26 protein-coding genes are annotated in these 21,757 nt (G+C 72.2%); 13 read left to right on the forward strand and 13 right to left on the reverse strand.

The window, feature by feature from the left end:
- From ACH54P_RS27725 to ACH54P_RS27735, 3 genes are read left to right on the forward strand one after another with little or no spacing between them, the layout of a single operon-like run.
- On the forward strand, nucleotides 1–543 hold the full coding sequence (locus tag ACH54P_RS27725) for a PadR family transcriptional regulator (protein WP_489906269.1): 543 nt from the start codon (nucleotides 1–3) through the stop codon (nucleotides 541–543).
- Nucleotides 543–2,555 (forward strand): FAD-dependent oxidoreductase, encoded by a 2,013-nt coding sequence (locus ACH54P_RS27730; RefSeq protein WP_489906270.1) that lies wholly within the window; start codon nucleotides 543–545, stop codon nucleotides 2,553–2,555. Before ACH54P_RS27725 ends, ACH54P_RS27730 begins: the two co-directional genes overlap by 1 nt.
- Before the next feature lie 26 nt (nucleotides 2,556–2,581).
- Nucleotides 2,582–3,559, forward strand: coding sequence for a prephenate dehydrogenase (locus ACH54P_RS27735; RefSeq protein WP_489906271.1), 978 nt, complete (start codon nucleotides 2,582–2,584; stop codon nucleotides 3,557–3,559).
- Here ACH54P_RS27735 and ACH54P_RS27740 read toward each other — a convergent pair whose 3' ends face one another.
- Nucleotides 3,560–3,769 carry an antitoxin gene (locus ACH54P_RS27740; protein ID WP_489906272.1) on the reverse strand — a complete coding sequence of 70 codons (210 nt, stop codon included), beginning with the start codon at nucleotides 3,767–3,769 and terminating at the stop codon, nucleotides 3,560–3,562.
- A gap of 23 nt (nucleotides 3,770–3,792) precedes the next feature.
- Nucleotides 3,793–5,760, reverse strand: a complete 1,968-nt coding sequence (locus tag ACH54P_RS27745) for an FUSC family protein (protein ID WP_489906273.1) — start codon at nucleotides 5,758–5,760, stop codon at nucleotides 3,793–3,795.
- A gap of 68 nt (nucleotides 5,761–5,828) precedes the next feature.
- Here ACH54P_RS27745 and ACH54P_RS27750 point away from each other — a divergent pair, with 68 nt between their 5' ends.
- A complete protein-coding gene (locus ACH54P_RS27750; RefSeq protein WP_086673582.1) occupies nucleotides 5,829–6,266 on the forward strand; it encodes an SRPBCC family protein in 438 nt (145 codons plus the stop codon).
- Between the two features lie 83 nt (nucleotides 6,267–6,349).
- Nucleotides 6,350–7,114: a polysaccharide deacetylase family protein gene (locus ACH54P_RS27755; RefSeq protein ID WP_489906274.1), complete on the forward strand. Its 765-nt coding sequence runs from the start codon at nucleotides 6,350–6,352 to the stop codon at nucleotides 7,112–7,114.
- Here the strand turns inward: ACH54P_RS27755 and ACH54P_RS27760 are convergent.
- The 4 genes from ACH54P_RS27760 to ACH54P_RS27775 all read right to left on the reverse strand — a co-directional run bounded on the left by ACH54P_RS27760 (nucleotide 7,111) and on the right by ACH54P_RS27775 (nucleotide 9,920).
- Nucleotides 7,111–7,590 (reverse strand): carboxypeptidase regulatory-like domain-containing protein, encoded by a 480-nt coding sequence (locus ACH54P_RS27760; protein WP_489906275.1) that lies wholly within the window; start codon nucleotides 7,588–7,590, stop codon nucleotides 7,111–7,113. The two genes, ACH54P_RS27755 and ACH54P_RS27760, sit on opposite strands and share 4 nt — an antisense overlap.
- A complete protein-coding gene (locus ACH54P_RS27765) occupies nucleotides 7,587–8,192 on the reverse strand; it encodes an RNA polymerase sigma factor (protein WP_489906276.1) in 606 nt (201 codons plus the stop codon). The genes ACH54P_RS27760 and ACH54P_RS27765 overlap by 4 nt, the downstream gene beginning before the upstream one ends.
- 420 nt (nucleotides 8,193–8,612) lie before the next feature.
- Nucleotides 8,613–9,290, reverse strand: a complete 678-nt coding sequence (locus tag ACH54P_RS27770) for an SGNH/GDSL hydrolase family protein (protein WP_489906277.1) — start codon at nucleotides 9,288–9,290, stop codon at nucleotides 8,613–8,615.
- 9 nt (nucleotides 9,291–9,299) lie between these two features.
- Entirely contained in the window at nucleotides 9,300–9,920 is a 621-nt protein-coding gene (locus ACH54P_RS27775) for an NAD(P)-dependent oxidoreductase (RefSeq protein ID WP_489906278.1), read from the reverse strand.
- A gap of 82 nt (nucleotides 9,921–10,002) precedes the next feature.
- On the opposite strand from ACH54P_RS27775, the gene ACH54P_RS27780 reads away from it, so the two are divergent.
- The gene (locus ACH54P_RS27780) at nucleotides 10,003–10,566 is read left to right on the forward strand and encodes a TetR/AcrR family transcriptional regulator (RefSeq protein ID WP_489906279.1); all 564 of its coding nucleotides are present in this window, start codon (nucleotides 10,003–10,005) and stop codon (nucleotides 10,564–10,566) included.
- Here ACH54P_RS27780 and ACH54P_RS27785 read toward each other — a convergent pair.
- Complete coding sequence (locus tag ACH54P_RS27785) at nucleotides 10,563–11,051, reverse strand: GbsR/MarR family transcriptional regulator (protein ID WP_489906280.1); 489 nt, start codon at nucleotides 11,049–11,051, stop codon at nucleotides 10,563–10,565. The two genes, ACH54P_RS27780 and ACH54P_RS27785, sit on opposite strands and share 4 nt — an antisense overlap.
- Before the next feature lie 93 nt (nucleotides 11,052–11,144).
- Here ACH54P_RS27785 and ACH54P_RS27790 point away from each other — a divergent pair, with 93 nt between their 5' ends.
- Nucleotides 11,145–12,041: an ABC transporter ATP-binding protein gene (locus tag ACH54P_RS27790; protein ID WP_489906281.1), complete on the forward strand. Its 897-nt coding sequence runs from the start codon at nucleotides 11,145–11,147 to the stop codon at nucleotides 12,039–12,041.
- The gene (locus ACH54P_RS27795; RefSeq protein ID WP_489906282.1) at nucleotides 12,038–13,675 is read left to right on the forward strand and encodes an ABC transporter permease; all 1,638 of its coding nucleotides are present in this window, start codon (nucleotides 12,038–12,040) and stop codon (nucleotides 13,673–13,675) included. Before ACH54P_RS27790 ends, ACH54P_RS27795 begins: the two co-directional genes overlap by 4 nt.
- Here the strand turns inward: ACH54P_RS27795 and ACH54P_RS27800 are convergent.
- The gene (locus tag ACH54P_RS27800) at nucleotides 13,672–14,118 is read right to left on the reverse strand and encodes a hypothetical protein (protein WP_489906283.1); all 447 of its coding nucleotides are present in this window, start codon (nucleotides 14,116–14,118) and stop codon (nucleotides 13,672–13,674) included. The genes ACH54P_RS27795 and ACH54P_RS27800 overlap by 4 nt on opposite strands.
- Before the next feature lie 63 nt (nucleotides 14,119–14,181).
- A complete protein-coding gene (locus ACH54P_RS27805; RefSeq protein ID WP_489906284.1) occupies nucleotides 14,182–14,505 on the reverse strand; it encodes a hypothetical protein in 324 nt (107 codons plus the stop codon).
- Between the two features lie 141 nt (nucleotides 14,506–14,646).
- Between ACH54P_RS27805 and ACH54P_RS27810 the strand changes: the two genes are divergently transcribed.
- The gene (locus ACH54P_RS27810) at nucleotides 14,647–15,879 is read left to right on the forward strand and encodes an MFS transporter (protein WP_489906285.1); all 1,233 of its coding nucleotides are present in this window, start codon (nucleotides 14,647–14,649) and stop codon (nucleotides 15,877–15,879) included.
- A 9-nt stretch (nucleotides 15,880–15,888) separates the two neighbouring features.
- Nucleotides 15,889–17,208, forward strand: coding sequence for a helix-turn-helix transcriptional regulator (locus ACH54P_RS27815; protein WP_489906286.1), 1,320 nt, complete (start codon nucleotides 15,889–15,891; stop codon nucleotides 17,206–17,208).
- Here the strand turns inward: ACH54P_RS27815 and ACH54P_RS27820 are convergent.
- The gene (locus tag ACH54P_RS27820; protein WP_489906287.1) at nucleotides 17,182–17,742 is read right to left on the reverse strand and encodes a TetR/AcrR family transcriptional regulator; all 561 of its coding nucleotides are present in this window, start codon (nucleotides 17,740–17,742) and stop codon (nucleotides 17,182–17,184) included. The two genes, ACH54P_RS27815 and ACH54P_RS27820, sit on opposite strands and share 27 nt — an antisense overlap.
- 96 nt (nucleotides 17,743–17,838) lie before the next feature.
- On the opposite strand from ACH54P_RS27820, the gene ACH54P_RS27825 reads away from it, so the two are divergent.
- Nucleotides 17,839–18,621 (forward strand): nuclear transport factor 2 family protein, encoded by a 783-nt coding sequence (locus ACH54P_RS27825; protein ID WP_489906288.1) that lies wholly within the window; start codon nucleotides 17,839–17,841, stop codon nucleotides 18,619–18,621.
- Here the strand turns inward: ACH54P_RS27825 and ACH54P_RS27830 are convergent.
- The 3 genes from ACH54P_RS27830 to ACH54P_RS27840 all read right to left on the reverse strand — a co-directional run bounded on the left by ACH54P_RS27830 (nucleotide 18,584) and on the right by ACH54P_RS27840 (nucleotide 20,384).
- Nucleotides 18,584–19,372 (reverse strand): metal-dependent hydrolase, encoded by a 789-nt coding sequence (locus ACH54P_RS27830; protein ID WP_489906289.1) that lies wholly within the window; start codon nucleotides 19,370–19,372, stop codon nucleotides 18,584–18,586. The two genes, ACH54P_RS27825 and ACH54P_RS27830, sit on opposite strands and share 38 nt — an antisense overlap.
- Before the next feature lie 144 nt (nucleotides 19,373–19,516).
- Nucleotides 19,517–19,870 (reverse strand): STAS domain-containing protein, encoded by a 354-nt coding sequence (locus tag ACH54P_RS27835; RefSeq protein WP_086673555.1) that lies wholly within the window; start codon nucleotides 19,868–19,870, stop codon nucleotides 19,517–19,519.
- Between the two features lie 205 nt (nucleotides 19,871–20,075).
- Nucleotides 20,076–20,384: a WhiB family transcriptional regulator gene (locus ACH54P_RS27840; RefSeq protein ID WP_489906290.1), complete on the reverse strand. Its 309-nt coding sequence runs from the start codon at nucleotides 20,382–20,384 to the stop codon at nucleotides 20,076–20,078.
- A gap of 163 nt (nucleotides 20,385–20,547) precedes the next feature.
- On the opposite strand from ACH54P_RS27840, the gene ACH54P_RS27845 reads away from it, so the two are divergent.
- Nucleotides 20,548–20,964, forward strand: coding sequence for an anti-sigma factor (locus ACH54P_RS27845; RefSeq protein WP_489906291.1), 417 nt, complete (start codon nucleotides 20,548–20,550; stop codon nucleotides 20,962–20,964).
- Entirely contained in the window at nucleotides 20,961–21,740 is a 780-nt protein-coding gene (locus tag ACH54P_RS27850; protein ID WP_489906292.1) for a SigB/SigF/SigG family RNA polymerase sigma factor, read from the forward strand. The genes ACH54P_RS27845 and ACH54P_RS27850 overlap by 4 nt, the downstream gene beginning before the upstream one ends.
- Nucleotides 21,741–21,757: the final 17 nt, after the last annotated feature.

A 21,757-nucleotide genomic window follows, 5' to 3' on the forward strand; every position in this document is an offset into this window, starting at 1 on the left:
ATGGCACTGGAGCACGCGATCCTCGTCTCGCTGTCCGAGCGCGCCGGCTCGGGCTACGAGCTCACGCGCCGCTTCGAGAAGTCCATCGGGCTGTTCTGGAGCGCCACCCACCAGCAGATCTACCGCGTGCTGAAGCGGATGGAAGAGGCGGGCTGGGTCGCCGTCGACGTCGTCGCGCAGTCCGGGCGGCCGGACAAGAAGGTCTACACGGTCGGCGACAGCGGCCGCGCCGAACTCGTCCGCTGGCTGGCCGAGCCGGACCCGTCGGCCGGGCCGGTCGAGCTGGCCGTGAAGATCCGCGGCGCGACGTTCGGCGACCCGGCGAAGGTGGCCGAAGAAATCGTCCGGCACCGCGCCGCCCACGCCGAGCGCCTCGACGTCTACCGCCAGATCGAGAAACGCGACTTCCCCGCTCCCGCCGCCCTCCACGGCCAGAAGCTGCACCAGTACCTGGTCCTGCGCGGCGGCATCCGCGTCGAAGAGGGCCAGGTCGAGTGGTTCGACGAAGTCCTCGCCGCCCTCCACCCCACCAAGGACGCCTGATGAGCCCGTACCCGAACCTGCTCGCCCCGCTCGACCTCGGCTTCACGACCCTGCGCAACCGGGTCCTCATGGGCTCGATGCACACCGGTCTCGAAGACAAGGCCGCGCACTTCCCCGAACTGGCCGAGTACTACGCCGAACGCGCCCGCGGTGGCGTCGGGCTGATCGTCACGGGCGGGTTCGCGCCCAACCGCACCGGCTGGCTGCTGCCGCTCGCGTCGAAGCTGACGACGTCCGCCGAAGCCCGCCAGCACCGGCAGCTCACCGCGCCCGTCCACGACGCCGGCGGCAAGATCGCGCTGCAGGTCCTGCACGCCGGCCGGTACGCCTACCACCCGCTGAGCGTGTCGGCGTCGAGCATCAAGGCGCCGATCAACCCGTTCCGGCCGCGCGCGCTGACCGGCTACGGCGTGCGTCAGCAGATCCGCGCCTTCGCCGAATGTGCCGCTCTCGCGCGCGAAGCGGGCTACGACGGCGTCGAGATCATGGGCTCCGAGGGCTACCTGATCAACCAGTTCCTCGCCGAGCGCACCAACAAGCGCACCGACGCCTGGGGCGGCACGCCGGAGAAACGGCGCCGGTTCGCCGTCGAGATCGTCAAGCGCACGCGGGAAATGGTCGGCGACGACTTCATCATCATCTACCGGCTTTCGATGCTCGACCTCGTGCCGGGCGGCCAGCGCTGGGAAGACGTCGTCGCGCTCGCCAAGGAGGTCGAAGCCGCCGGGGCCACCATCATCAACACCGGCATCGGCTGGCACGAGGCCCGCGTGCCGACGATCGTGACGTCGGTGCCGCGCGCCGCGTTCACCTGGGTGACCGGGAAGCTCAAGCCGCACGTGGACATCCCGGTCGTCACCTCGAACCGGATCAACATGCCGCAGGTCGCCGAGGAGGCGCTGAGCAGCGGTGACGCCGATCTCGTGTCGATGGCCCGGCCGTTCCTCGCCGATCCCGAGTGGATCCGGAAGGCCGAGAGCGGGCGCGAGGACGAGATCAACACCTGCATCGCGTGCAACCAGGCCTGCCTCGACCACGCGTTCAAGCGCAAGCTCGTGTCCTGCATGGTCAACCCGCGCGCCGGCCACGAGACGACGTTGACCCTCGCCCCGACGCGGCGGTCGAAGCACGTCGCCGTCGTCGGCGCCGGGCCCGCCGGGCTGGCGGCCGCGACCGCCCTGGCCGAGCGCGGGCACAGCGTCGAGTTGTTCGAAGCCGGCGACGAGATCGGCGGCCAGTTCGGCATCGCGCGGAAGATCCCCGGCAAGGAGGAGTTCGCCGAGACGATCCGCTACTACCAGCGGCGCGTCGAGGTGACCGGGGTGAAGCTGCACCTCGGCACGCGCGTGGCCGCGAAGGACCTGACCGGCTTCGACGAGGTCGTGCTGGCCACCGGCGTCGCGCCGCGCGTGCCGTCGCTGCCCGGGATCGACCACCCGAAGGTGCTGTCCTACGTGGACGTCGTCCGGCACGGCAAGCCGGTCGGCGACCGGGTCGCGGTGGTCGGGGCGGGCGGCATCGGCGTCGACGTCAGCGAGTTCCTCACGCACCGCGGTTCACCGGCGCTCGACCTCGACGCGTGGATGGCCGAATGGGGTGTCACGGACCCGGAACAGGCCGCGGGCGGGCTGGCCCGGCCGAAGCCCGAACCGTCACCGCGGCAGGTGTACCTGCTGCAGCGCAAGAAGTCCGGGATCGGCGCCGGGCTCGGCAAGACCTCCGGCTGGGTGCACCGGGCCGCGCTCAAGGCCAAGGGTGTCGAGCAGATCCCGGGCGTCACCTACGAGCGGATCGACGACGACGGCCTGCACATCACCGTCGACGGCGTGCCCCGGCTGCTGGAGGTCGACACGGTCGTCGTCTGCGCCGGTCAGGAACCCGTGCGGGACCTCGCCGACGAACTGCGCGCCGCCGGGCTCCCGGTGCACCTCATCGGCGGCGCCGACGTCGCCGCGGAACTCGACGCGAAACGCGCGATCGACCAGGGAACGCGGCTCGCGGCCGCGCTGTAGCCCGTGGGGCGTCCGGCACTGGCAGGATGAACCCCGTGCGAGACGTATGCGTGATCGGGCTCGGGCTGATCGGCGGGTCGTTGCTGCGCGCGGCGGCCGCCAGCGGCCGCACGGCGTTCGGCGCCGCGGTTTCCGAAGGGGACGCGGACGCGGCGAGCAGAGCGGGCTACGACGTCACGACGGACGTCGAAGCCGCCCTGCACCGGGCCGCGGCCGACGACGCGATGGTGGTGCTCGCCGTGCCGCTCCCGGCCGTCGAAGACCTGCTGCGCCTGGTCTCCCAGCACGCGTCGCACTGCCTGCTCACCGACGTGACCAGCGTGAAAGCGCCGGTCCTGGACGCCGTCCGCCGTCGCGTGCCGTACACGCGGTACGTCGGCGGGCACCCGATGGCCGGGACGTCGAACTCCGGCTGGCTGGCCGGCGACGCGTCGCTGTTCCAGGGCGCGGCCTGGGTGGTCGCCGTCGAGGAGGACACCGACCTCGAAGCGTGGGCCGAGGTGGCGAAGCTGGTGCTGGACATCGGCGCGCACGTGGTCCCGCTGCCCGCGGAGTCCCACGACGAAGCCGTCGCCCGGATTTCGCACCTGCCGCACCTGTTCGCGGCGATCCTGGCCACGATCGGCGCCGAGGGCGGCCCGCTGGCCATGTCGCTGGCGGCCGGGTCCTACCGCGACGGCACGCGGGTCGCGAGCTCGAACCCCCAGCTCGTCCGGGCGATGACCGAAGGCAACCGGGACGCGCTGCTGCCGATCGTCGACGAAGCCCTCGGCCGGCTCGGCGCCGCGCGGGGTTCGCTGGCGTCGACCGGCGGCCTGGCGGCCACGATCAACGCGGGCTACGAAGGCGCGCAAGCCCTTGCGGCGAGCCTGGACGTCGAACGCGCCGGCGTCCGGATCAGCCTGTCGGCCCCGGACGCGCGGCAGGGCCTGATCGCGCTCGGCGAGCGCGGCGGCCGGATCACCGGCCTCACCGACGGGATCGCGACCGGCGAAGTCCAGTAACTACTGGGCCGGCGGGGCGTCCGGCTTGTCGTCGAACTTGTCGAGGAAGCTCTTCGCCTTCTCGATGCCGCTGTCGATCTGCGAGTCGTGCCCGGCGAACTTGGACTTGGCGAACTCGCCCGCCTTGTCCAGGCCGTCCTCGATCTTGTCGTTGTGCTCGCGCAGGGCCTCTTCGGCCTTGCCCTTCAGTGCCTCGAAGTCGATTCCCATGTCCTCATCCAACCGTACGGACGTCACGTGCGCCTGTGGTAGGGCAGGAACCGCCGGACGAGCCGCAACGGCGTGTGTTCCACCAGGTCGGGACCGCGGACGGCGTCGAACGCCGACTCGAGCTGGTCGACCACGCCGGACAGCTGCGGGGCGTCGGGCAGCGGCATCGACCGCGGCTCACGCTGTTCGCGGACGGCCGCGGCGAGCTCGTCGAGGGCCGCCGTGATCAGCTCGACGTCGGCCGGGTCCGGCGGTGGCACGCCCCGCCCGATCGTGACACCGACCTCGGTGACCGCGTCCGCGACGCGCTCCTGCGCGGCGATGACCGGCCACCACGCCACCGCTTGGCGGCCGTTCGCGGACGGCTCGACGACCACCTGCTGGAACGCCGTCCGCAGGTCGGCCAGCGCCCGGTAGGCCCCGCGCCGGGCACGCGACCGCGCCAGCCGCGCCTCGCCCGACGACGCCTCGACCAGCGCGCACCGGACGTACTTCGCGACGGCGTCCAGCCCGCCGGCCAGGCGGCCGCCCACCTGCGGCCGCCTGCTGCCCGGCCACAGCAGGTAGCCGAAGACGAGGACGATCACGCAGCCCAGCGTCGTGTCGATCAGCCGCGCCAGCACCACGTTCCAGTTCCCGTTGTGGGACAGGTCCATCTGCAGGATGATCAACGGCGTCACGAAGGCGCTCTGGACGCCGTAGTTGCGCACCTTGCCGATCGCGACGCCGCCGGCGAACACCGCGATCAGCACCACCAGCACCCAGCCGTCCCCGCCGAAGCCGAGCACCGCGGCGCCGATCCCGACGCCGATGACCGTGCCGGCTCCGCGCAGCACCGCGCGGCCGAAGACCGAGCCGAAGTCGGGCTTGAGCACGATGCCGACGGTCAGGGTGATCCAGTACGACCGCTCCAGCGGCACGAGCAGGCCGACGACCTCGGCGATCGCGACGCACAGCGTCAGCCGCAGCGCGGCGATCCACGTCAGCGGGCCGGACGCGAGCGAGCCCGCCCACGCCCGCAGGCGCCGGTACCAGGGCGTCGGCTCGCGGCGCTTCCGGTCGTCGCCCTTGCCGATCCGGACCAGGCCCGCGTACAGCGCGGTGAGCACCGGGTCGGCGTCGTCCGGCGGCGTCGGCGGCGGTTCCGGCAGCGGCTGGCCCGCCAGCACCGACGCCGACAGCGCGACGAAGTGGTCGATGACCTCCTGCGGCGTGCGGCGGCCGGCGTTGACCATCGCGACCGACGCCTCGACCGCGGGAGTCGTCGCCGAGAGCAGGTTGAGCAGCTGCCGGTAGGCGGCGTCGCGGCCGGACAGCCACGAGCGCGCGGTGAGCAGCTGGTCGTAGGCGGTGTTCATCGCCGTGGTCAGCCGGTGCCGGGCCACCCGGGAGACGGCCGGGTCGGTCGCCGAGAGCATCGCGGCCAGCTCGACGTAGACGTGCGCGACGGCGGTGCGTTCGGGGCTGGTCGCCCGGACCGTCCAGGTGACGAGCGCGACCAGGAAGCTCCAGGCCGCGCCGAGGCAGAAGAAGCCGAGCAGGACCTCGACGCGCACGCCCGTCGCGTGCTGGCCGGTGCCGAGCACGCAGAAGACGAACATCTGCAGCCCGGCGACGGACGCGTTGCTGCCGGCCGCGCTGATCAGCGCGGAAACGGCGGCGACCACGATCACGGCGGGGACAGACAGCGCGGGCGTGCCGCCGGTGAGCAGCCCGACGAAGTACCCGGCGGTCGCGGCGAGCGTCGCGCCGCCGAGTCTCCTGGCGCGGTACCGGTAGGGGCCGGCCGATTCGGACAGCACGGCGGGCAGCGCCCCGGTCGAGACGAGCGCGCCGACGGCGATGTCGCCCGCCGCGTACGCGACCGCGAGCGGCACGGCCAGCGCGGCGACGGCGCGGGCGACCATGTTCCACGGCACCGGGACCGGCTTGCTGCGCAGGAGCTGGACGAGCCAGTGCGGCGCGGCGAGGTCGGGGCGCGGCGTGCTCACGCCCCCATCTTGACCTACGCTGCGCGAGACGATTAATTATCAACCTGTCAACAACGCGGGAGGTTCCGGTGGGCCGAAAGTTCTCCTTCGAGGTCAACCGCACGAGCACGGCCCCACCGGAGGCGCTGTTCGCCCGCGAAGCCGAGGGGCCGCGCTGGGCGGAGTGGGGAAAGCCACTCATCGTCCAGGCCCGTTGGAAGCGGCCGGGCCCCGGCGTCGGCGCCGTCCGCGAGGTCGGCCTCTGGCCGGTGCTGATCCGCGAGGAGACGGTCGAGTACGAGCCCGGCCGCAAGCACGTCTACACGTTCTTCGGCGCCAACCCGATCAAGGACTACCGGGCCGAGGTGCTCCTCACCCCGACCGCCGACGGCGGCACGCACCTGCGGTGGACCGGGTCGTTCACCGAGCCGGTCAAGGGCAGCGGGCCCGCCCTCGCCGCCGGGCTGCGCGCGGTCATCCGCCTGTTCTCGGGCAAGCTCGTCAAGGCGGCCGAAACCGGGCGCTGACGGGGTGGCCCAGGCCACACGAGGTCAACGCCACCCCCCGCCCCCACGTCACCCGATCGGGTAGTTTTCGAGAGGGGGCGTGGATGAAGCGCGTGACAGCGGTGGTGGTCGCGGCGGCACTGGCACTGACCTCGTGTTCGGCGAGCGAGCCGGCCGAGCGGCAGTTCGGCACGAGCCAGCCCAACCCGGCCGCCGGGGCCGCCCCGGGGGTCAAGACGCCGGGGCCGTACCCGTTCGGCACGGTCCAGCAGAAGGCACCCGCCGTGACGAACGGCCAGGTCCCGGTGGTCCGCCGGATCACCACCGGCCAGCCGTACGTCTTCCTCACCATCGACGACGGCGCGGTGAAGGACCCCGACGCGCTCAAGCTGATGCAGCAGAACGGGACCCACCCGGTGCTGTTCCTGAACCAGAAGTACGTAAAGGGCCACGAGGCCTACTTCAAGCAGATCCTCGACGCCACCGGCGCGACGCTCGGCGACCACACGGTCGACCACCCGAACCTCAAGGGCAAGCCCTACGAGTTCCAGCGCAAGGAGATCTGCGACGACGCCGACGACTTCCAGCGCGGGCTCGGCGTGCGGCCGTCGCTGTTCCGGCCGCCGTTCGGCAACTACGACCAGAACACGCTGCGCGCGGCGGCCGCGTGCGGGATGCGCGCCGCCGTGCTCTGGACGGCCGCGGTCAACGACGGGCACGTCCAGTTCCAGGCCGGCGACAAGCTCCGGCCCGGCGACATCGTGCTGATGCACTTCCGCAAGACCTTCGCGGAGGACTACACGGCGTTCGTCGAACAGGCGAAGAAGGACGGGCTCATCCCCGTCCCCCTGGCCGACTTCCTGGGTTAAAGGACCACCGTCGGTGTCACGACGGTCCGGCGGCACGACACGTCCCCGAGGTGCACGAGGATCTGCGTGGTCCCGCACGGCACGTTGTCGAGCACGAACCGGCCGCCTTCGTCGGCGGTCGTGGACGTCGTCCCGTGCTCGGCGACCCGCACCTCGACGCCGTACTGGCCGGCCGGCACCAGCCACCCGTCGATGCGGTGCAGCTTGCCCATCTTCGTCAGGTTGATCATCACCGTCAGGTCGCTGACGGTGAACGTGATCGTCCCGGTGCCGCCGCCGCGGACCCCGGCGAGGTTGTCCATCCGCTCCCACCGGGCGACCTCGACGTCGAGGTCCTCGAGCGCGAGCGCGAACTGGACCCGCTGCACCAGGTCATCCGGCGGCGGGTCCAGTTCGTCGAGGAAGCGGCCGATGTCGGCCAGCAGGATTTCGTCGTCTTGGAAGGCTCGGCCTCCCGGCGCCCCGACGTCGTTCATCGGCTTCCCCCTTCACTGGCGAGGAGTTCGCGCATCTGGTCGAGGCAGCGTCCTCTGGTCGGTCCGACACTGCCGCGGGGCATCCGCATCGCCTCCGCGACGAGCTGGTATTCGGCCCGGCCGGCGAGCACGGTGAGCCGCAGCAGTTCCTGACAGCGATCGGGCAGCCGGACGAAAGCGCGCCAGACCCGGCGGTCGCGGTCGGCGCGGATCGCTTCGTCTTCGGGTGCCGGTTGGGTGCTCGGCATGGCTTCGGCGATTTCGTCGCTCAGCGGCAGGGGCTGCGTGCGGCGGCCGAACGGGTGGGTGGCCTCGCGCCGGGTGGTGGTGATCAACCAGGCGGCGAGCGCCTTGGGGTCTCTGAGCTTCCCGAGCTGGCTGAAGAGGGCGAGCCACACGGTCTGGACGACGTCTTCGGCGACCGAGCGGTCGAGGCCGTTGGCCCGGGCGACGTGCCAGACGAGCGGGGTCAGCTCCGCGACGAGGCGGTCCATCGCCCGGCGATCACCGTCCCGGGCGGCCTGCATGCACGCGGCGTGCAGCTCGGCGCCGGTCAGGCCTTCCCAAGGCGGATCTACCTCTGTGGTTTGCACGTCGGTCACCGTATCTGCCCCTCTTCGGAAAAGTCTTCGAGTCGGCTTCGGCAGTATCGCGGGTCCTTCGGGGGGAAGGAGCGTGCAGGTGGATCTCGGATACATCAAGTCACTTACTTCGTCGGTCGCGCTCATCGGTCAATGTCGGCGGGAGGTACCGGCCGACGCGGGCGGGTGGACCCACGCCGACCGGTACTCCCCTCCCTCAAGGGCCCGCTCCCCAACGGGCCCCGCCGGATGTCCCCTCCCCCGAAGGGCACCCGGCCGACGGTGTCCGGGAGCCCCCTCGGCTCCCGGTCACCGCGTTTCCTGTCGAACCCGGCACCCCCTGCCGCGTTCATCTCCGTGCTTGGCTGCTCCACAGGACGCAGTGGGAGCACCGCCAGATACACGAACCGGCGGAATTTCTTGAAGATCGACGCAGGGCGGCTAATTGATCACGGAGAGTGGGCTCGCAAGCGTTTGCGCCCACCGCGCGTACCCCGCCGGGCCCGGGTGGAAGTTGTCCGACGCGAAGGCCGCGGGGTCGAGCAGCCCGGGGTCCATCGGCACGTGCCGGACGCCCGGCACCCCGGCCACGGCGGCGGCCGCCGCGTCCAGCGCGGCCGACCGCGCCGCCAGGACGTCCCGCAGCGGCCTCGGCAGCGCGGGGAAGCGCGACATCGGCGGCACCCCGGCCAGGACGACGTCGACCGGGCCGAGCCGCCGCCGCAGCTCGACGACCAGGGCCAGCAGGTCGCGGCGGTAGCCCGCGGCCGTCCGGAGCTCGATCGTGTCGTTGACGCCGAGGGCGACCACCACGAGGTCGGCCGGGCGGACCAGCGGGACCAGCTCGGCGCGGACGGTCCGGGCGTTGGCCCCGGTCCGGCCGACGGCCTGCCAGCGCACGGCCCGGCCGTGGCGCGCGAACTCGCGGGCGAGGCAGCCGGTGAGCGCCTCCTCGTGGTCCCGCGCGCCGACGCCGTCCACTGTGGATTCGCCGAGCACGGCCAGGCGGAACGGCTCCCCCGCGCCCGGCACGAGTCCCTCGGCCGGCCCGGCGGCGCCGGGCAGCCGCGGCGTCGTTCGCTTGACGTACAGCGCCTGGGCGGCGAGGAGGAGGAGCATGCTTCGACGTTAGCCGTGGGCGATCGAGACTTTCGTCCTGATCAACGTGGGCTCCGCCACGGCGTCGAGCAGGTAGGCGGCGACGTCGGCGCGCCGGATGGTGAACGTGCGGACGTTCCCGTCGAGCCGGCTCGCGACCTTGCCCGTGCGGGGCCCATTGAGGAGCATCGGCGGACGGACGACCGTCCAGTCCAGGTCGGTGGCCGTGACCAGGGCCTCCATCGCGAGCATGTCCGCCCAGCCGTGCTTCAGGAAGGTGTTGAGCAGCGGCTTCACGAGCCTGCGGGTGAAGAAGCCGTCCCCCTCGGTGTGCATGCCGCTGGCGCTGACCACCAGCAGGCGCTTCGCCCCGGCCTCGATCGCCGCGCGGGCGCCGTCCACGCAGACCGTCGTCGGCCCGCGCTGCCGGGAGCCCAGCGCCGACACCACCGCGTCGCGGCCTTCGACGGCGCCCGCCAGCTTCTCGTGGTCACGCAGCCCGGCGACGACGACGTCCAGCCGCTCGTGCCCCGGCACGGCCAGCCGGGCGGGGTCGCGCACCACGGCCGTGACGTGCCACCCCCGTTCCAGCGCCTGCTCGACGACCTCGCCGCCGACACCCCCGGTCGCTCCCAGCACGGTGATCTTCACGGTGATCCTCCTCGGTTAGTGAACACTCACCAGGTAGGGTGAGTGTTCACTAACCGCACTGAGAAACCGCTGAGGAGCTCGCATGGGAAGCCGCGAAGAGATCGTCGCCGCGGCCGCGAAGGTGATGCGCGAACAGGGCTACGCCCGCGCGACCACCAAGGTCATCGCGCAGACCGCGGGTTACTCGGAGGCGATGCTCTACAAGCACTTCCGCGACAAGACCGACCTCTTCCTCAGCGTGCTGGGCGAGGAACTGCCGGCGCTCGGCGCGACGCTGACCGAGCTGATCGCGGACCCCGGGCAGGCCCCGCTGCGGGACAACCTCGTCCGCATCGCCCGGCTCGGCCTGGCCTTCTACCTCGAAGGCTTCCCGATCGCCGTCTCGGTGTTCTCCTCGCGTGAGCTGCTGCGCTCCCACCGCGAACGCCTGGGCGGGCACGGCCCGCGCGGGCTGCTCGAAGGCGTCGCGAAGTACCTGCGGGTCGAGCAGGCGCGGGGCCGGGTCGGCGCGGGCGCCGACGTCGACGCGGTCGCGGCCCTGCTGCTCGGCGCGTGCTTCCAGCAGGCGTTCCTGGCCACGTTCGAAGAGCGCGAGCCGGCCGAGATCGCCGGCCGGCTCGCGGACGCCCTGCTCGCCGCGCTCTAGCGGTTCTTCTCCTCGCGGAGCTTGTGCCAGCGCTCGTACATCCCGTTGAGCTCCTCCAGCATGAAGGACAGGAAGTCCCGCATCTCGGCAAGCCGCTGCCCGGCGGGCGAGTCCTCGCCCAGGGCGTCGATGCCGTTCTCGGCCGCGTCGCGCCACATGATGATCATGCGGTCGCGCTTGAGGAAGGTGGCGTACCAGAGGTTGTCGTAGAGGCGGTAGTGGTCGCGGCGCTCACCGGGCTCCCGCTCCTTGGCGACCAGGCCGATCTGCTCGAGGTAGCGCACCGCACCGGAGACGGCCGCGGGGCTGACCGACAGCTGCGAGGCCAGGTCACCGGCGGTCAGCCGGCCCTCGTCGGTGGTCATCAGCGCGGCGAACACCCGCGCGGACATGCGCTGCATCCCGATCTGCGAGAGCACGAGCCCGAGGCTCTCGACGTACCGGCGGACGGCGTCTTCGTCCCGCTTCGTGTCAGGCGTCGTCATCGGCCCATCCTCCCGTAACCCGCCCCCAAGATCACTCAATCTAGACATTTTCTTAACTTCACAACTTCGTGAACCGAGTGTAGCTTCCGAGACATGGAAAATGCCATTTCGGTCATCGACCTGCACAAGTCGTTCGGCCGGACGAAGGCCCTCGACGGCCTCGACCTGCAGGTGCCCGCTGGGGAGGTGCACGGTTTCCTCGGCCCGAACGGCGCCGGGAAGTCGACCACCGTCCGGGTGCTGCTCGGCCTGCTCCACGCGGACTCGGGGGACGTCCGGCTGCTCGGCGGCGACCCCTGGAAGGACGCCGCGAGCCTGCACCGCCGCCTGGCCTACGTGCCCGGCGACGTCAACCTCTGGCCCAACCTCTCCGGCGGCGAGGTGATCGACCTGCTCGGCCGCCTGCGCGGCGGGCTCGACGAGAAGCGCCGCGCCGAGCTCATCGAGCGGTTCGACCTCGACCCGAAGAAGAAGGGGCGGACGTACTCGAAGGGCAACCGGCAGAAGGTCGCCATCGTCGCCGCGCTCGCCTCGCGCGTGGACCTGCTGATCCTCGACGAGCCGACGTCCGGCCTGGATCCCTTGATGGAGGCGACGTTCCAGTACGCCATCCAGGAGGAACGCGAGCAGGGCCGGACCGTGCTGCTCTCCAGCCACATCCTCGCCGAGGTCGAGGCGCTGTGCGACAAGGTCAGCATCATCCGCAACGGCCGCACGGTCGAGTCCGGCACCCTCGCCGAGCTGCGCCACCTGACCCGGACGTCCATCACCGCCGAGCTGGCCGGGCCGCCGAATGGGCTCACGAAGCTGGCCAACGTCCACGACCTCAAGGTCGAGGGCAACCGCGTCCGGTTCGACGTCGAGACGCGCTCGCTCGACGAGGCCCTGCGCCGGCTCACCGAAGTCGGCGTGCGGAGCCTGGTCAGCCAGCCGCCGACGCTGGAGGAGCTGTTCCTGCGGCACTACACCACCGAGGCGAGCGCGAAATGACCGCGACCCTCTCGCGTGCCGAAGCCGAGGTCGCGCCCGCGCACGAACTGGCCGGCACCTGGCACCTCGCCCGGCTCGCCCTGCGCCGTGACCGGGTGATCCTGCCGATCTGGATCGTGCTGCTCAGCGTCGTGCCGGCGAGCACCGTCAATTCGTTCACGCAGTTCTACCCGACGCCGGCCGACCGGCTCGCGTTGCAGGCGGGGGCAACCGCCAACCCGTCGTACGCGCTGCTCTACGGGCCGCCGTTCGACGTGACGACGTCCGGCGGCTTCATCGCCTGGCGCATGGGCGGGTTCCTCGCGCTGCTCATCGGCCTGATGGTGGTCTTCACGGTCACCCGGCACACCCGCGCCGAAGAGGACACCGGGCGCGCGGAGCTGCTCGCGTCCGCGGTCGTCGGCCGGTACGCGGCGCTGACGGCGTCGCTGCTGGTGGCGGGCGGGGCGAGCGTGCTGATCGGGCTCGTCCAGGTCGCCACCATGATCGGCGCGGGCCTACCCGCCGCCGGTTCGCTCGCCTTCGGGGCGTCGGAAGCGCTCGTGGGACTGGTGTTCACCGCGGTCGCGGGGATCGCCGTCCAGCTCGCCGAGTACTCCCGCACGGCCAACGGGATCGGCACCGCCGTGGTCGGCGCCGCGTTCCTGCTCCGCGGCGCCGGGGACTCCACTGTGGACGCTCGCTGGCTGTCCTGGCTGTCGCCGATCGGCTGGGTGCAGCAGATCCGGCCGTTCGCCGGCGAACGCTGGTGGGTGCTGCTGCTGCCGGTGGCGCTGACCCTCGTCGCCGGCGCGGCCGGGTACTGGCTGCTGCCCCGCCGTGACGTCGGCGTCGGCATCCTGCCGCCGCGGCCGGGCCCGGCGAGGGCGGCGCCGGGCCTGCGGTCGCCGCTCGCGCTCGCCTGGCGGCTGCACCGCGGCCCGCTGCTCGGCTGGGCGATCGGGACGGCGGTCGTCGGCGCGGTGTTCGGCTCGATCGCCAGCGGCATCGGCGACCTGGTCGGGTCGAGCCCGCAGGCGCAGCAGATCTTCGAACGGCTCGGCGGGAGCCACGCGCTTACGCAGGCGTTCCTCGCCGCGATGGCCGGGATGTTCGCCATGGTGGCGTCGCTGTACGGGATCCAGGCCGCGCTGCGGATGCGCGGCGAGGAGACCGCGATCCGGCTCGAACCGGTGCTGGCCACCAGCGTCGGCAAGCTGCGCTGGGCCGGGAGCCACCTGGTGTTCGCCTTCTTCGGCACGGCGCTGCTGCTGCTGACCGGCGGCCTGTTCATGGGCCTGGCCAACGGGCTGCGCACCGGCGACGTCGGCGGCTCGGTCGGCGACGTCCTCGCCGGGATGCTCGTCCAGCTGCCCGCGGCGTGGGTGGTGGTCGCGCTGGCCGTGGCGATCTTCGGGCTGCTGCCGGCGTTCTCGGCCGCGGCCTGGGCGATCGGCGCGCTGGGGCTGCTGCTCAGCCTGTTCGGGCCGGTCCTCGACCTGCCGCAGGCGGTCCTGGACGTCTCGCCGTTCCAGCACCCGCCGAAGCTCCCCGGCCAGGAGTTCACCGCGACGCCGCTCGTCTGGCTCTCGGCGGTCGCCGTCGTGGCGCTGGCCGCCGGGCTGGCCGGCTGGCGGCGCCGCGACGTCGGCTAACGCGGCCGGAGTTCGCGGTCCGCGCCCACCTCGAGCAGCACCTGCGGCCCCGCCTTCCCACAGGCGGGGCCGTTCGGCTCGGTTGTCGTCGGCGTCACGTCGACGGTGTGCGGCTTGCCGTCGTCGAACCGGACGGTGATCCGGACCGGTTCGGCGGGCAGGCCGGGGATGCCGGCGAAGCCGTGGAGGCCGCCGGTCGGGATCATCGACGTCCCGCACGAGCTGTCCGGGCCGGAGCCGGTGCAGGTCGTCGCGCCCGCGGACGTCTCGGGGTAGAGCGCCACCTGGTCCGTGACGCACTGGCCGCGCCAGCACGCTTCGAGCGTCGCGCGGGTGATGCCCGCCGGCGCCGGGACCGTCAGGCCGACACCGGTGAGGTAGCCGATCGCCGGGCAGGCGGTCTCCGGTCCGGCACAACCGGCCGTGACGGCCAAGACCCCCACCGCGATCCACGCAAGACAGCGCATGCCGTCGAGACGGAGCTCGCGGCGGGACGGTTGCATCGCTCAGCCGTCGGTGAACGGCAGCACGCGCGAGGTCGAGGTCGGGGTGACCGAAGTCGTCGAGGTCGTCGGGGGCACGGTCACCTCGACGAAGCGGGTGGTGGTGGTCGGCGGCGACGTCTCGACCGACGTGACGGTGGACGGCGGCGCCGACGCGGTGACGGTGACCGGCACCGCCGGGGTGGCGGAGGTGGACGGCGCGGTGACGACTTCGACGGGCCGCGGGGTGCTGCGACCGGCGACGAGCAGCGCGGCGACCAGCAGTCCGGTGGCGAAGCCCGCCAGCCCGGTCACGGCGACGGAACCCCAGGTACGTCGGCCACTCATCCGGGCACCCCCTCGCTACGCGCAGCGCAGGTACGAGGACTAACTCGCGTTGATCTTAACTCTTGTTACCGACCGTGCACCTTGAGTCTAATCGGCTCAACTTTCTTGAACTCGCTGCGCGCCTCTGCCAGCTTGGGATTCATGGGGGTACTGCGGAAGCCGGACTTCCGGCGGCTCTGGCTCGCCGACCTCGCGAGCCAGCTCGGCAGCCGGATCGACGTGCTCGCGGTGCCGTTGCTGGCCGCCACCACCCTCGGCGCGTCGGTCTTCGAGGTCTCGCTGCTCCGGACCGCGGAAACCCTGCCGTACCTGGTGCTCGGCCTGCAGATCGGCGCCTGGTGCGACCGCGTGCGCCACCGCCCGGTGCTGATCGGCGCCGACGTCGGGCGCGCCCTGCTGATCACGTCGATCCCGGTCGCCGCGCTGTTCGGTGTGCTCGGGCTGGCGCACCTGCTGGTCGTCGTCCTCGGGGTCGGGCTGCTGAGCGTGTTCTTCGACGTCGCCCACCAGACCTACGTCCCGCGGCTGGTTTCCCGCGAAGACCTGCCGGAGGCCAACGCGCGGCTCCAGACCAACCGGTCGATGGCGGCGGTCGCGGGCCCCGGCCTCGCCGGGCTGATCGTCCAGGCACTGGGCACCACCACGGCGCTGGCCGTCGACGCCGCCAGCTACCTGTGGTCGGCTCTCTGGCTGCGCCGCATCAGGACACCCGACGTGCACCCCCGACCGCGGGAGCGCCGGCTCCTCCACGAGATCGGCGAAGGGCTGCGGGTGGTTCGCGGCAACCCGGTCCTGCTGACGATCGGCGCGTACTTCGCGTCGACGAGCTTCTTCCAGTCGGCCCACCTGGGGATCGTGATCGTCTTCCTCGTCCGCGACGTCGGGCTCTCCCCCTGGGCGATCGGGCTGCTCGGCACCGCGTCGCTGACCGGCGCCCTCACGGCCGGGCTCACGGCGCGCCGGCTCGGCGAGCGGATCGGCCAGGCGCGAGCGCTGCTGGGCGCGGCGGTGCTGTTCGGCTTGGCGTACCAGCTCTACCCGTTCACCGGACGCGGCTGGGCGCTCGCCTGCTACGTCCTCGCCGGGTTCTTCACGAGCTACAGCGTGATCGTGCTGAGCGTCTTCGGCTTGAGTTTCCAGCAGACCGTCACGCCGCCGGAGGTGCTGGGCCGGGTCAACGCAATCACCAACACGCTGGTGTTCGGGGTCGTCCCGCTCGGCAGCCTCCTCGGCGGCGCGCTGGCCGGCGCGTTCGGCATGCGGGCGACGCTGCACATCGCCGCGGCGGGCGTGCTGGCGTCGGCGGCGGTCATGGTGTGCTCGCCGCTGCGGAAACTGCGTGACCTGAGCGGGGTCTCAGCGGCGCGCTCCTAAGTTCGGGGCATGGACGCGCACGAGCTCGCCGAGGCCGCCCACGCCGCGTGGAAGGGCGGCGATCCGGCGGGGGCCCGCGAGTTCCTCGCGACCATGGCTTCGGCGGTGCCGGAGCCCGTCGCCCGCCCGCTGGCCGGGCGGTTGCGCGGGCTGATCGAGCTGTACAGCGGGAACCTGGCCGCGGCACAGGACCACCTGACGTCGGTGGCCCGGCACGTCGAGCCCGGTCAGGCCGCCCGGCTGCTGTTCCTGGCCATCGACGCGGCGCACCACCGCGACCGCTGGGACGACGTCCGCGCGCTGGCCCGGCGGATCGGCGCGCTGGACTGCGAACCCGGTTTCCACGTCCTGGCCGAGCTGCTCGTGGCGGACGGCGAGGCGCCGGACCCGTGGCAGATCCTCGACACCGTCCCGGACTCGCTCACCGAGCGGCACGCGCACCGCTGGCTCGTCACCATGGCGATCAGCCGCCGCGGCCCGCACCGGCACGCGACGCGGGAGTTCGGGCTGGTCGCGGCGGAACGGCTGCGCGTCAACGGAATCCTGGCGCTGTACGCGGTCCTGCTGCCGTGGCTGGCCGAGCTGGAACTGGACCTGGGCCGCTGGGACGACGCCCAGGCGCACGCCGAGGAGGCCGTCGCGATCGCGGCCGACCAAGGGCAGCGCGTGACGTTGGCCGACGCCCGCGCGGTGCTGGCGCGGCTCGCCGCCCTGCGCGGCGACGCCGGCGCGTGCCGCTCGTACGCCGGGCTCGTGCTGCGGGACGCGCCCGCGCAGGACAACGCGCTGGCCGCGGCGCAGGCCCGGTGGGCACTGGGCGCGCTGCACCTCTCCCGCGGCGAGTACGACCCGGCGGCGGAACGGCTCACCTCGCTCGGGCACGAAGACGTCTTCGCCGCGGCCGAGGCGGACCGCGCGGAAGCGCTTTCCGGCGGGCGGACCTCGGTCCCCGTCCTGGACAGTCCTTTCGAGCGGGCGCGCGGCCGCCTCCGGCAGGGCCAGCGGCTGCGGCGCGAGCGCCGGGTCACCGAGGCGAGGGCCGAGCTGCGGGCGGCGCTGGAGACGTTCGAGAGCCTCGGCGCGGCCGAGTGGGCCGCGACGGCGAGGCGTGAACTGCGGGCGGCCGGATCGTTCGCCCCGGCCTCCGGACAGCTGACGGCGCAGGAGCGTCAGGTGGCGGAGCTGGCCGCGGCCGGGCTGTCCAACCGCGAGATCGGCGCGCGGCTGTTCCTCAGCCCGCGGACCGTCGGCTACCACCTCTACAAGCTGTTCCCGAAGCTCGGCATCGCCAGCCGGGCGCAGCTACGCGACATCGTCCTCGCCGGCTGACGCGCGCAGCCCGTCGACGACGACGCGGACCAGGTGCCGGCTCCCCGGCGAGTACCGCTCGACGGCGAGGCAGCCGACGATGAGCGCGCGCAGGTCGTCACCGTCGATGTCCGCCCGGACGGCCCCGGCGGCCTGGGCCCGCTCGAGCAGCGTCGCGAGGGCGGCGCGGAAGTCGTCGCCCGCACCGGCCTTGAAAGCGTGCCCGCCCGACTCGGCGAGCGCGTCACAGATGGCCCGGTTGAGCGAGGCTTGCTTGATGACGCGGACGAAGTAGTCGAAGAAGACTTCACCCGGGTCCTCGGCGGCGGCGAGCCCGCGGGCCTCTTCGGCGAACTGTTCGATGCGCTCGAGGACGACGGCCTGGAAGAGCGCTTCCTTGCTGGGGAAGTGCCGGTAGACGGTCCCGGCGCCGACGCCGGCCAGCCGCGCGATGTCGTCGAGCGGCACGGCCAGCCCATCGACGGCGAACGCCTCCTCGGCGGCGGCCAGGACCTTGGCCCGGTTGCGCCGCGCGTCCGCGCGCATCTTCTCCATGACGTTCTCCTCGTTGACAACCGGAACGCACGCTCCGTATCGTCGTAAGCGGGTTCACCGTTCCGAATCAACGTCCAGTCTCCCAGGAGAATTCCGATGCCCCGCACCGTGCCCGAAATCGCCGCCCTGGTCCGCCAGGGGATGTCGACCCTGGACACTTCGCCGTTCGCGGACCTCTTCGCGCCCGACGCGGTCTACGAGCTGCCGTTCCTCGGACAGCGGATCGATGGCCGCGACGCGATCGTCGAAGCCCTCACCGCGGGCGGCTCGCGGGCGCGCGCGATCGGGGTGGAGGAGGTGCGGGTCGAGGTCGTGCTGACGGAGACGGGGTTCGTGCTGGAGCTGACCGTGTCCGGGCCGTCGTTCACGTTCCCGTCGTCGGTGGGAGTCGTGACGGTGGCCGAGGGCTTGATCACGTCCTACCGCGACTACCCGAACGTGGCTGGTGCCTCGGCGGGAGCACGGGCGGTGTTCGACGCGTTCCTGGCAGCTTCGGTGGAAAACCGCTGGGACGACCTCGCGGACCTGTACGCCCCGGACGTGACGCTGGAGATGCCGTTCACGCCACCCGGAGCACCCCACGTGACCCGTGGCCGCGAGGAGCTGCGCCGCCGGTTCCACGCGGCCGGCGCGGTCCGCCGGATCGTGCGAGCGGACAAGGTGGTGGTCCACGCGACCGCCGACCCGGCGGTGCTGGTGGCGGAGTTCGACCTGCACCAGGAGATGCACGGCACGAGCTTCGTCTCGTCGTACGTGATGGTGATGACGATCCGCGACGGCCGGATCGTCCACACCCGCGACTACGCGGACACCGCCGCGGCGGCCGAGCGGATGCGGCAGTTCAGGGAGTCGTCGCCTGCTGGCTCGTCGGCGGGATGAACAGCCGCTCGAAGGTGCTCACCGTGTAGCCCCACACCCCCGGGACCAGCAACACCCCCGCCAGCGCGAACACCGGGAAGATCAGCCGCTTCTCGACCTTCTTGCCCGTCTTGAACCGCAGCACGCGGGGCGGCCGGATCTCGTACCAGGTCTCGCCGGCGATCGGGATCGGGAACAGGAACGGGCACCCCGACTCCGTGAGCGCGTCACCCAGGCAGTGGGTCAGACACCCCGCCGCCACCGCGATGCCCAGCCAGCCGGAGATCGAGGCCAGCTCGCCCGCCCGGTCGGGCGGCGCCGTGAAGAACCACCACGCCACCGCCGCGCCGCTCACCGGGAGCAGCCAGTCGCCCAGGGCGCCTTCGGCCAGCATCAGGCCGAAGATCACCACGCCGACCACGGCCCACGGACCGCCTTCGGTGGTGCCCCACGACGCCAGCACGCCCAGGCCGGCCGCGAACAGGACCGTGTGGGAAAGGTGGCGGTGCTTGCCCGTGACCTTCTCGTCGCGCGGGCCCTTCGTCAGCGCGTAGAACGCCGCCGAAACGCGGCGCAGCACCCAGGACAGTGCCCCGGTCAGCCAGCCGAGGAGGCGGGACGCGCTCGCTCCGGGGTGGTCCAGGTCGGGCAGGAGGGCGAACCCCGCTGTCGTGGCCGCGAAGACCACGGCCTGGTGCACCGAACCCGCCCCGACCGCGGGCGCCAGGGCCAAGCCCGCGCACCAGCCGGTCAGGGCATGCGTCCGCCCCATCATCGTGCCGCCCCCAGGGTTCTGCGGAACCGGTGAGGCTCGTCCAGCCGTCGCCCGCCGCATGGCTTCCGCGGTGATCCGCGGTCCTCGTGCGAGGCGGACTGGCCGGAATAAGCCTCAATTCCGCAAAAACCTAGTGGGCGGTCAGGCTTGGGGGTCCTCCGACACGCTCAGGTGTTCGGCCACGCCGGTGAGCTCGATCACGCGGCTCACCGCGGGACTCGGCACGACCTCGAGTTCGACTTCCTGCTCGCCGGCCTGGCGTTGTGCGCGGAGCACCACGTTCAGCGCGGAGGAATCGAAGAAGGTCACCCCGGTCAGATCGGCCACGACCCGCTGCGCGCGCTTGTCCGCGATCAGCCCCGCCAGGGCCTCTTGCAGCTGCGGGCTGGTCAGCAGGTCGAGCTCGCCGGTGACCACCACCCGGGGCTCCGTCGCGTCGGTGTCCAGCGTGATGCCGAACCCGGGCGGGGTGGCGTTCTGGTCGGCTGCGGGCATGCAGTTTCTCCTCGTCAGGCGCTGCTCCTGCGCCGGGTACGCGCCTGTTGTCTCAAGCGGCAACCGTGTCACCGTGCCTTCCATAGCTTGCGCCGGACACGGTCAAGGCAACTCCGGGGCCAACCCTAACCCAGGATGCGGCCGAGCCCGCCACGGCCGCCGCCCTTTCGCGCCAACTGCTCACTTGCGATCAAATCCTGCCTGGTCAGTGCGCACTCATGGCCTTCCGCGCGGCCCGGCGCTGCCGCAGGAACAGCTGCCGCCGTTCGATCTCCCCGAGGCCACCCCAGATGCCGTACGGCTCCTGCACGGTCATCGCGTGCTGGCGGCACTGCGCCAGCACCGGGCAGGCCTGGCAGATCGCCTTCGCCCGCGCCTCCCGCCGCTCGCGCGCGGAACCCCGCTCGTTGTCCGTGTGGAAGAAAAGGCTGCTGTCCGCACCCCGGCACGAACCGCGCAGCTGCCATTCCCACTCTTCAGCAACCACGTTGGGCAGCCGGCTCACGTCAGCCATGTCGTCCCTGCCTTTCCCAGGATCAGCACGTCGACCGCTACATGCCCGCCGGTGGAGCGGATCAAACCCGGGTTTGGTTTGCTCACCCCACGGGCATCTCGCTGACCGGGCGTCGGAGGACACCGCCAGACATCTGGAGCGCGAGCCGGAGAAAGGAACAAACGTGGAGGACAACGCCCCGCTCGTCCCGGAAGGCGCGCAGGTCATCGAGGTGCGGACGGCTGCGATCCCGCACGTCGTGCCCACCCTGCGGACCATCGTGGCCGACATCGCGATGCGCCAGGACTTCGACCTCGACGCGGTCGAGGACCTGCGGATGGCGGTGGACGAAGCCTGCTCGCTGCTGCTCCCCGCCAGCTCGGACGGCCGCCTGACCTGCGTCTTCTCCTGGAGCGGGCCGCGCATCGAGGTCTCCGTCTCAGTGCTCGCGGACACCCCCGACCACGAGGACGACGCCGGTCTGTCGTGGCAGCTGCTGACCGCGCTCGCGACGTCGGCGCAGCGCACCGTGACCCCGGAGAACGGGCGCTACCTGTCCCGGGTCGACCTCGTCCGGGAGAGCCAGGCGGCGGGCTCGTGACCGACCCCGCCGGGAACAGCGGGGACGACCTGGACGTCGGCGCGCTGTTCGCCCAACTCGCCGCGCTGCCGGCGAACTCCCCGGAGCGCGAGCGCATCCGGGACACCCTCGTGCGCGCGCACCTGGAACTGGCGCGCAACCTGGCCCGGAAGTTCCGCAACCGCGACGAGGCGATGGAGGACCTGGTCCAGATCGCCACGGTCGGGCTGATCCACGCCGTCGACCGGTTCGACCCCGAGCAGGGAACGGACTTCCTGGCGTTCGCCGTGCCGACCATCTCCGGCGAACTGCGCCACCACTTCCGGGACAACAGCTGGTCGGTGCGGGTGCCGCGGCGGCTCAAGGAGCTGAACGCGAACATCTCCGCCGCGCGCGAAGAGCTCACTGTGCAGCTGTCGCGCGCGCCACGGCCGAGTGAGATCGCCGCCCGGCTCGGCGTGCCCATCGAAGACGTCTACGAAGGACTTCGCGCCGGTCAGGGCCGCTACGGCGCGTCGCTCGACCACCTGCTGGAGAACGCGGCGCACACCCGGTTCGGGGCGCCGGACGCCGAGCTGGGCCAGGCCGAACTGCGGGAGGCGCTGCGCCCGATGCTGGAGAGCCTGCCGGACCGGGAGCGCAAGATCGTCGCGCTGCGGTTCGGTTCGGGGATGAGCCAGTCGGACATCGCGCGCCGCGTCGGGGTCTCCCAGATGCAGGTGTCGCGGTTGCTGGCCGCGACGCTGAAGAAACTGCGTTCGGGCCTGGACGAATCCGAGCTGGCCGACGGCACCTGATTAGCTGCTCACCCGCA

The organism is Amycolatopsis sp. N2S4-7, assembly GCF_058119595.1.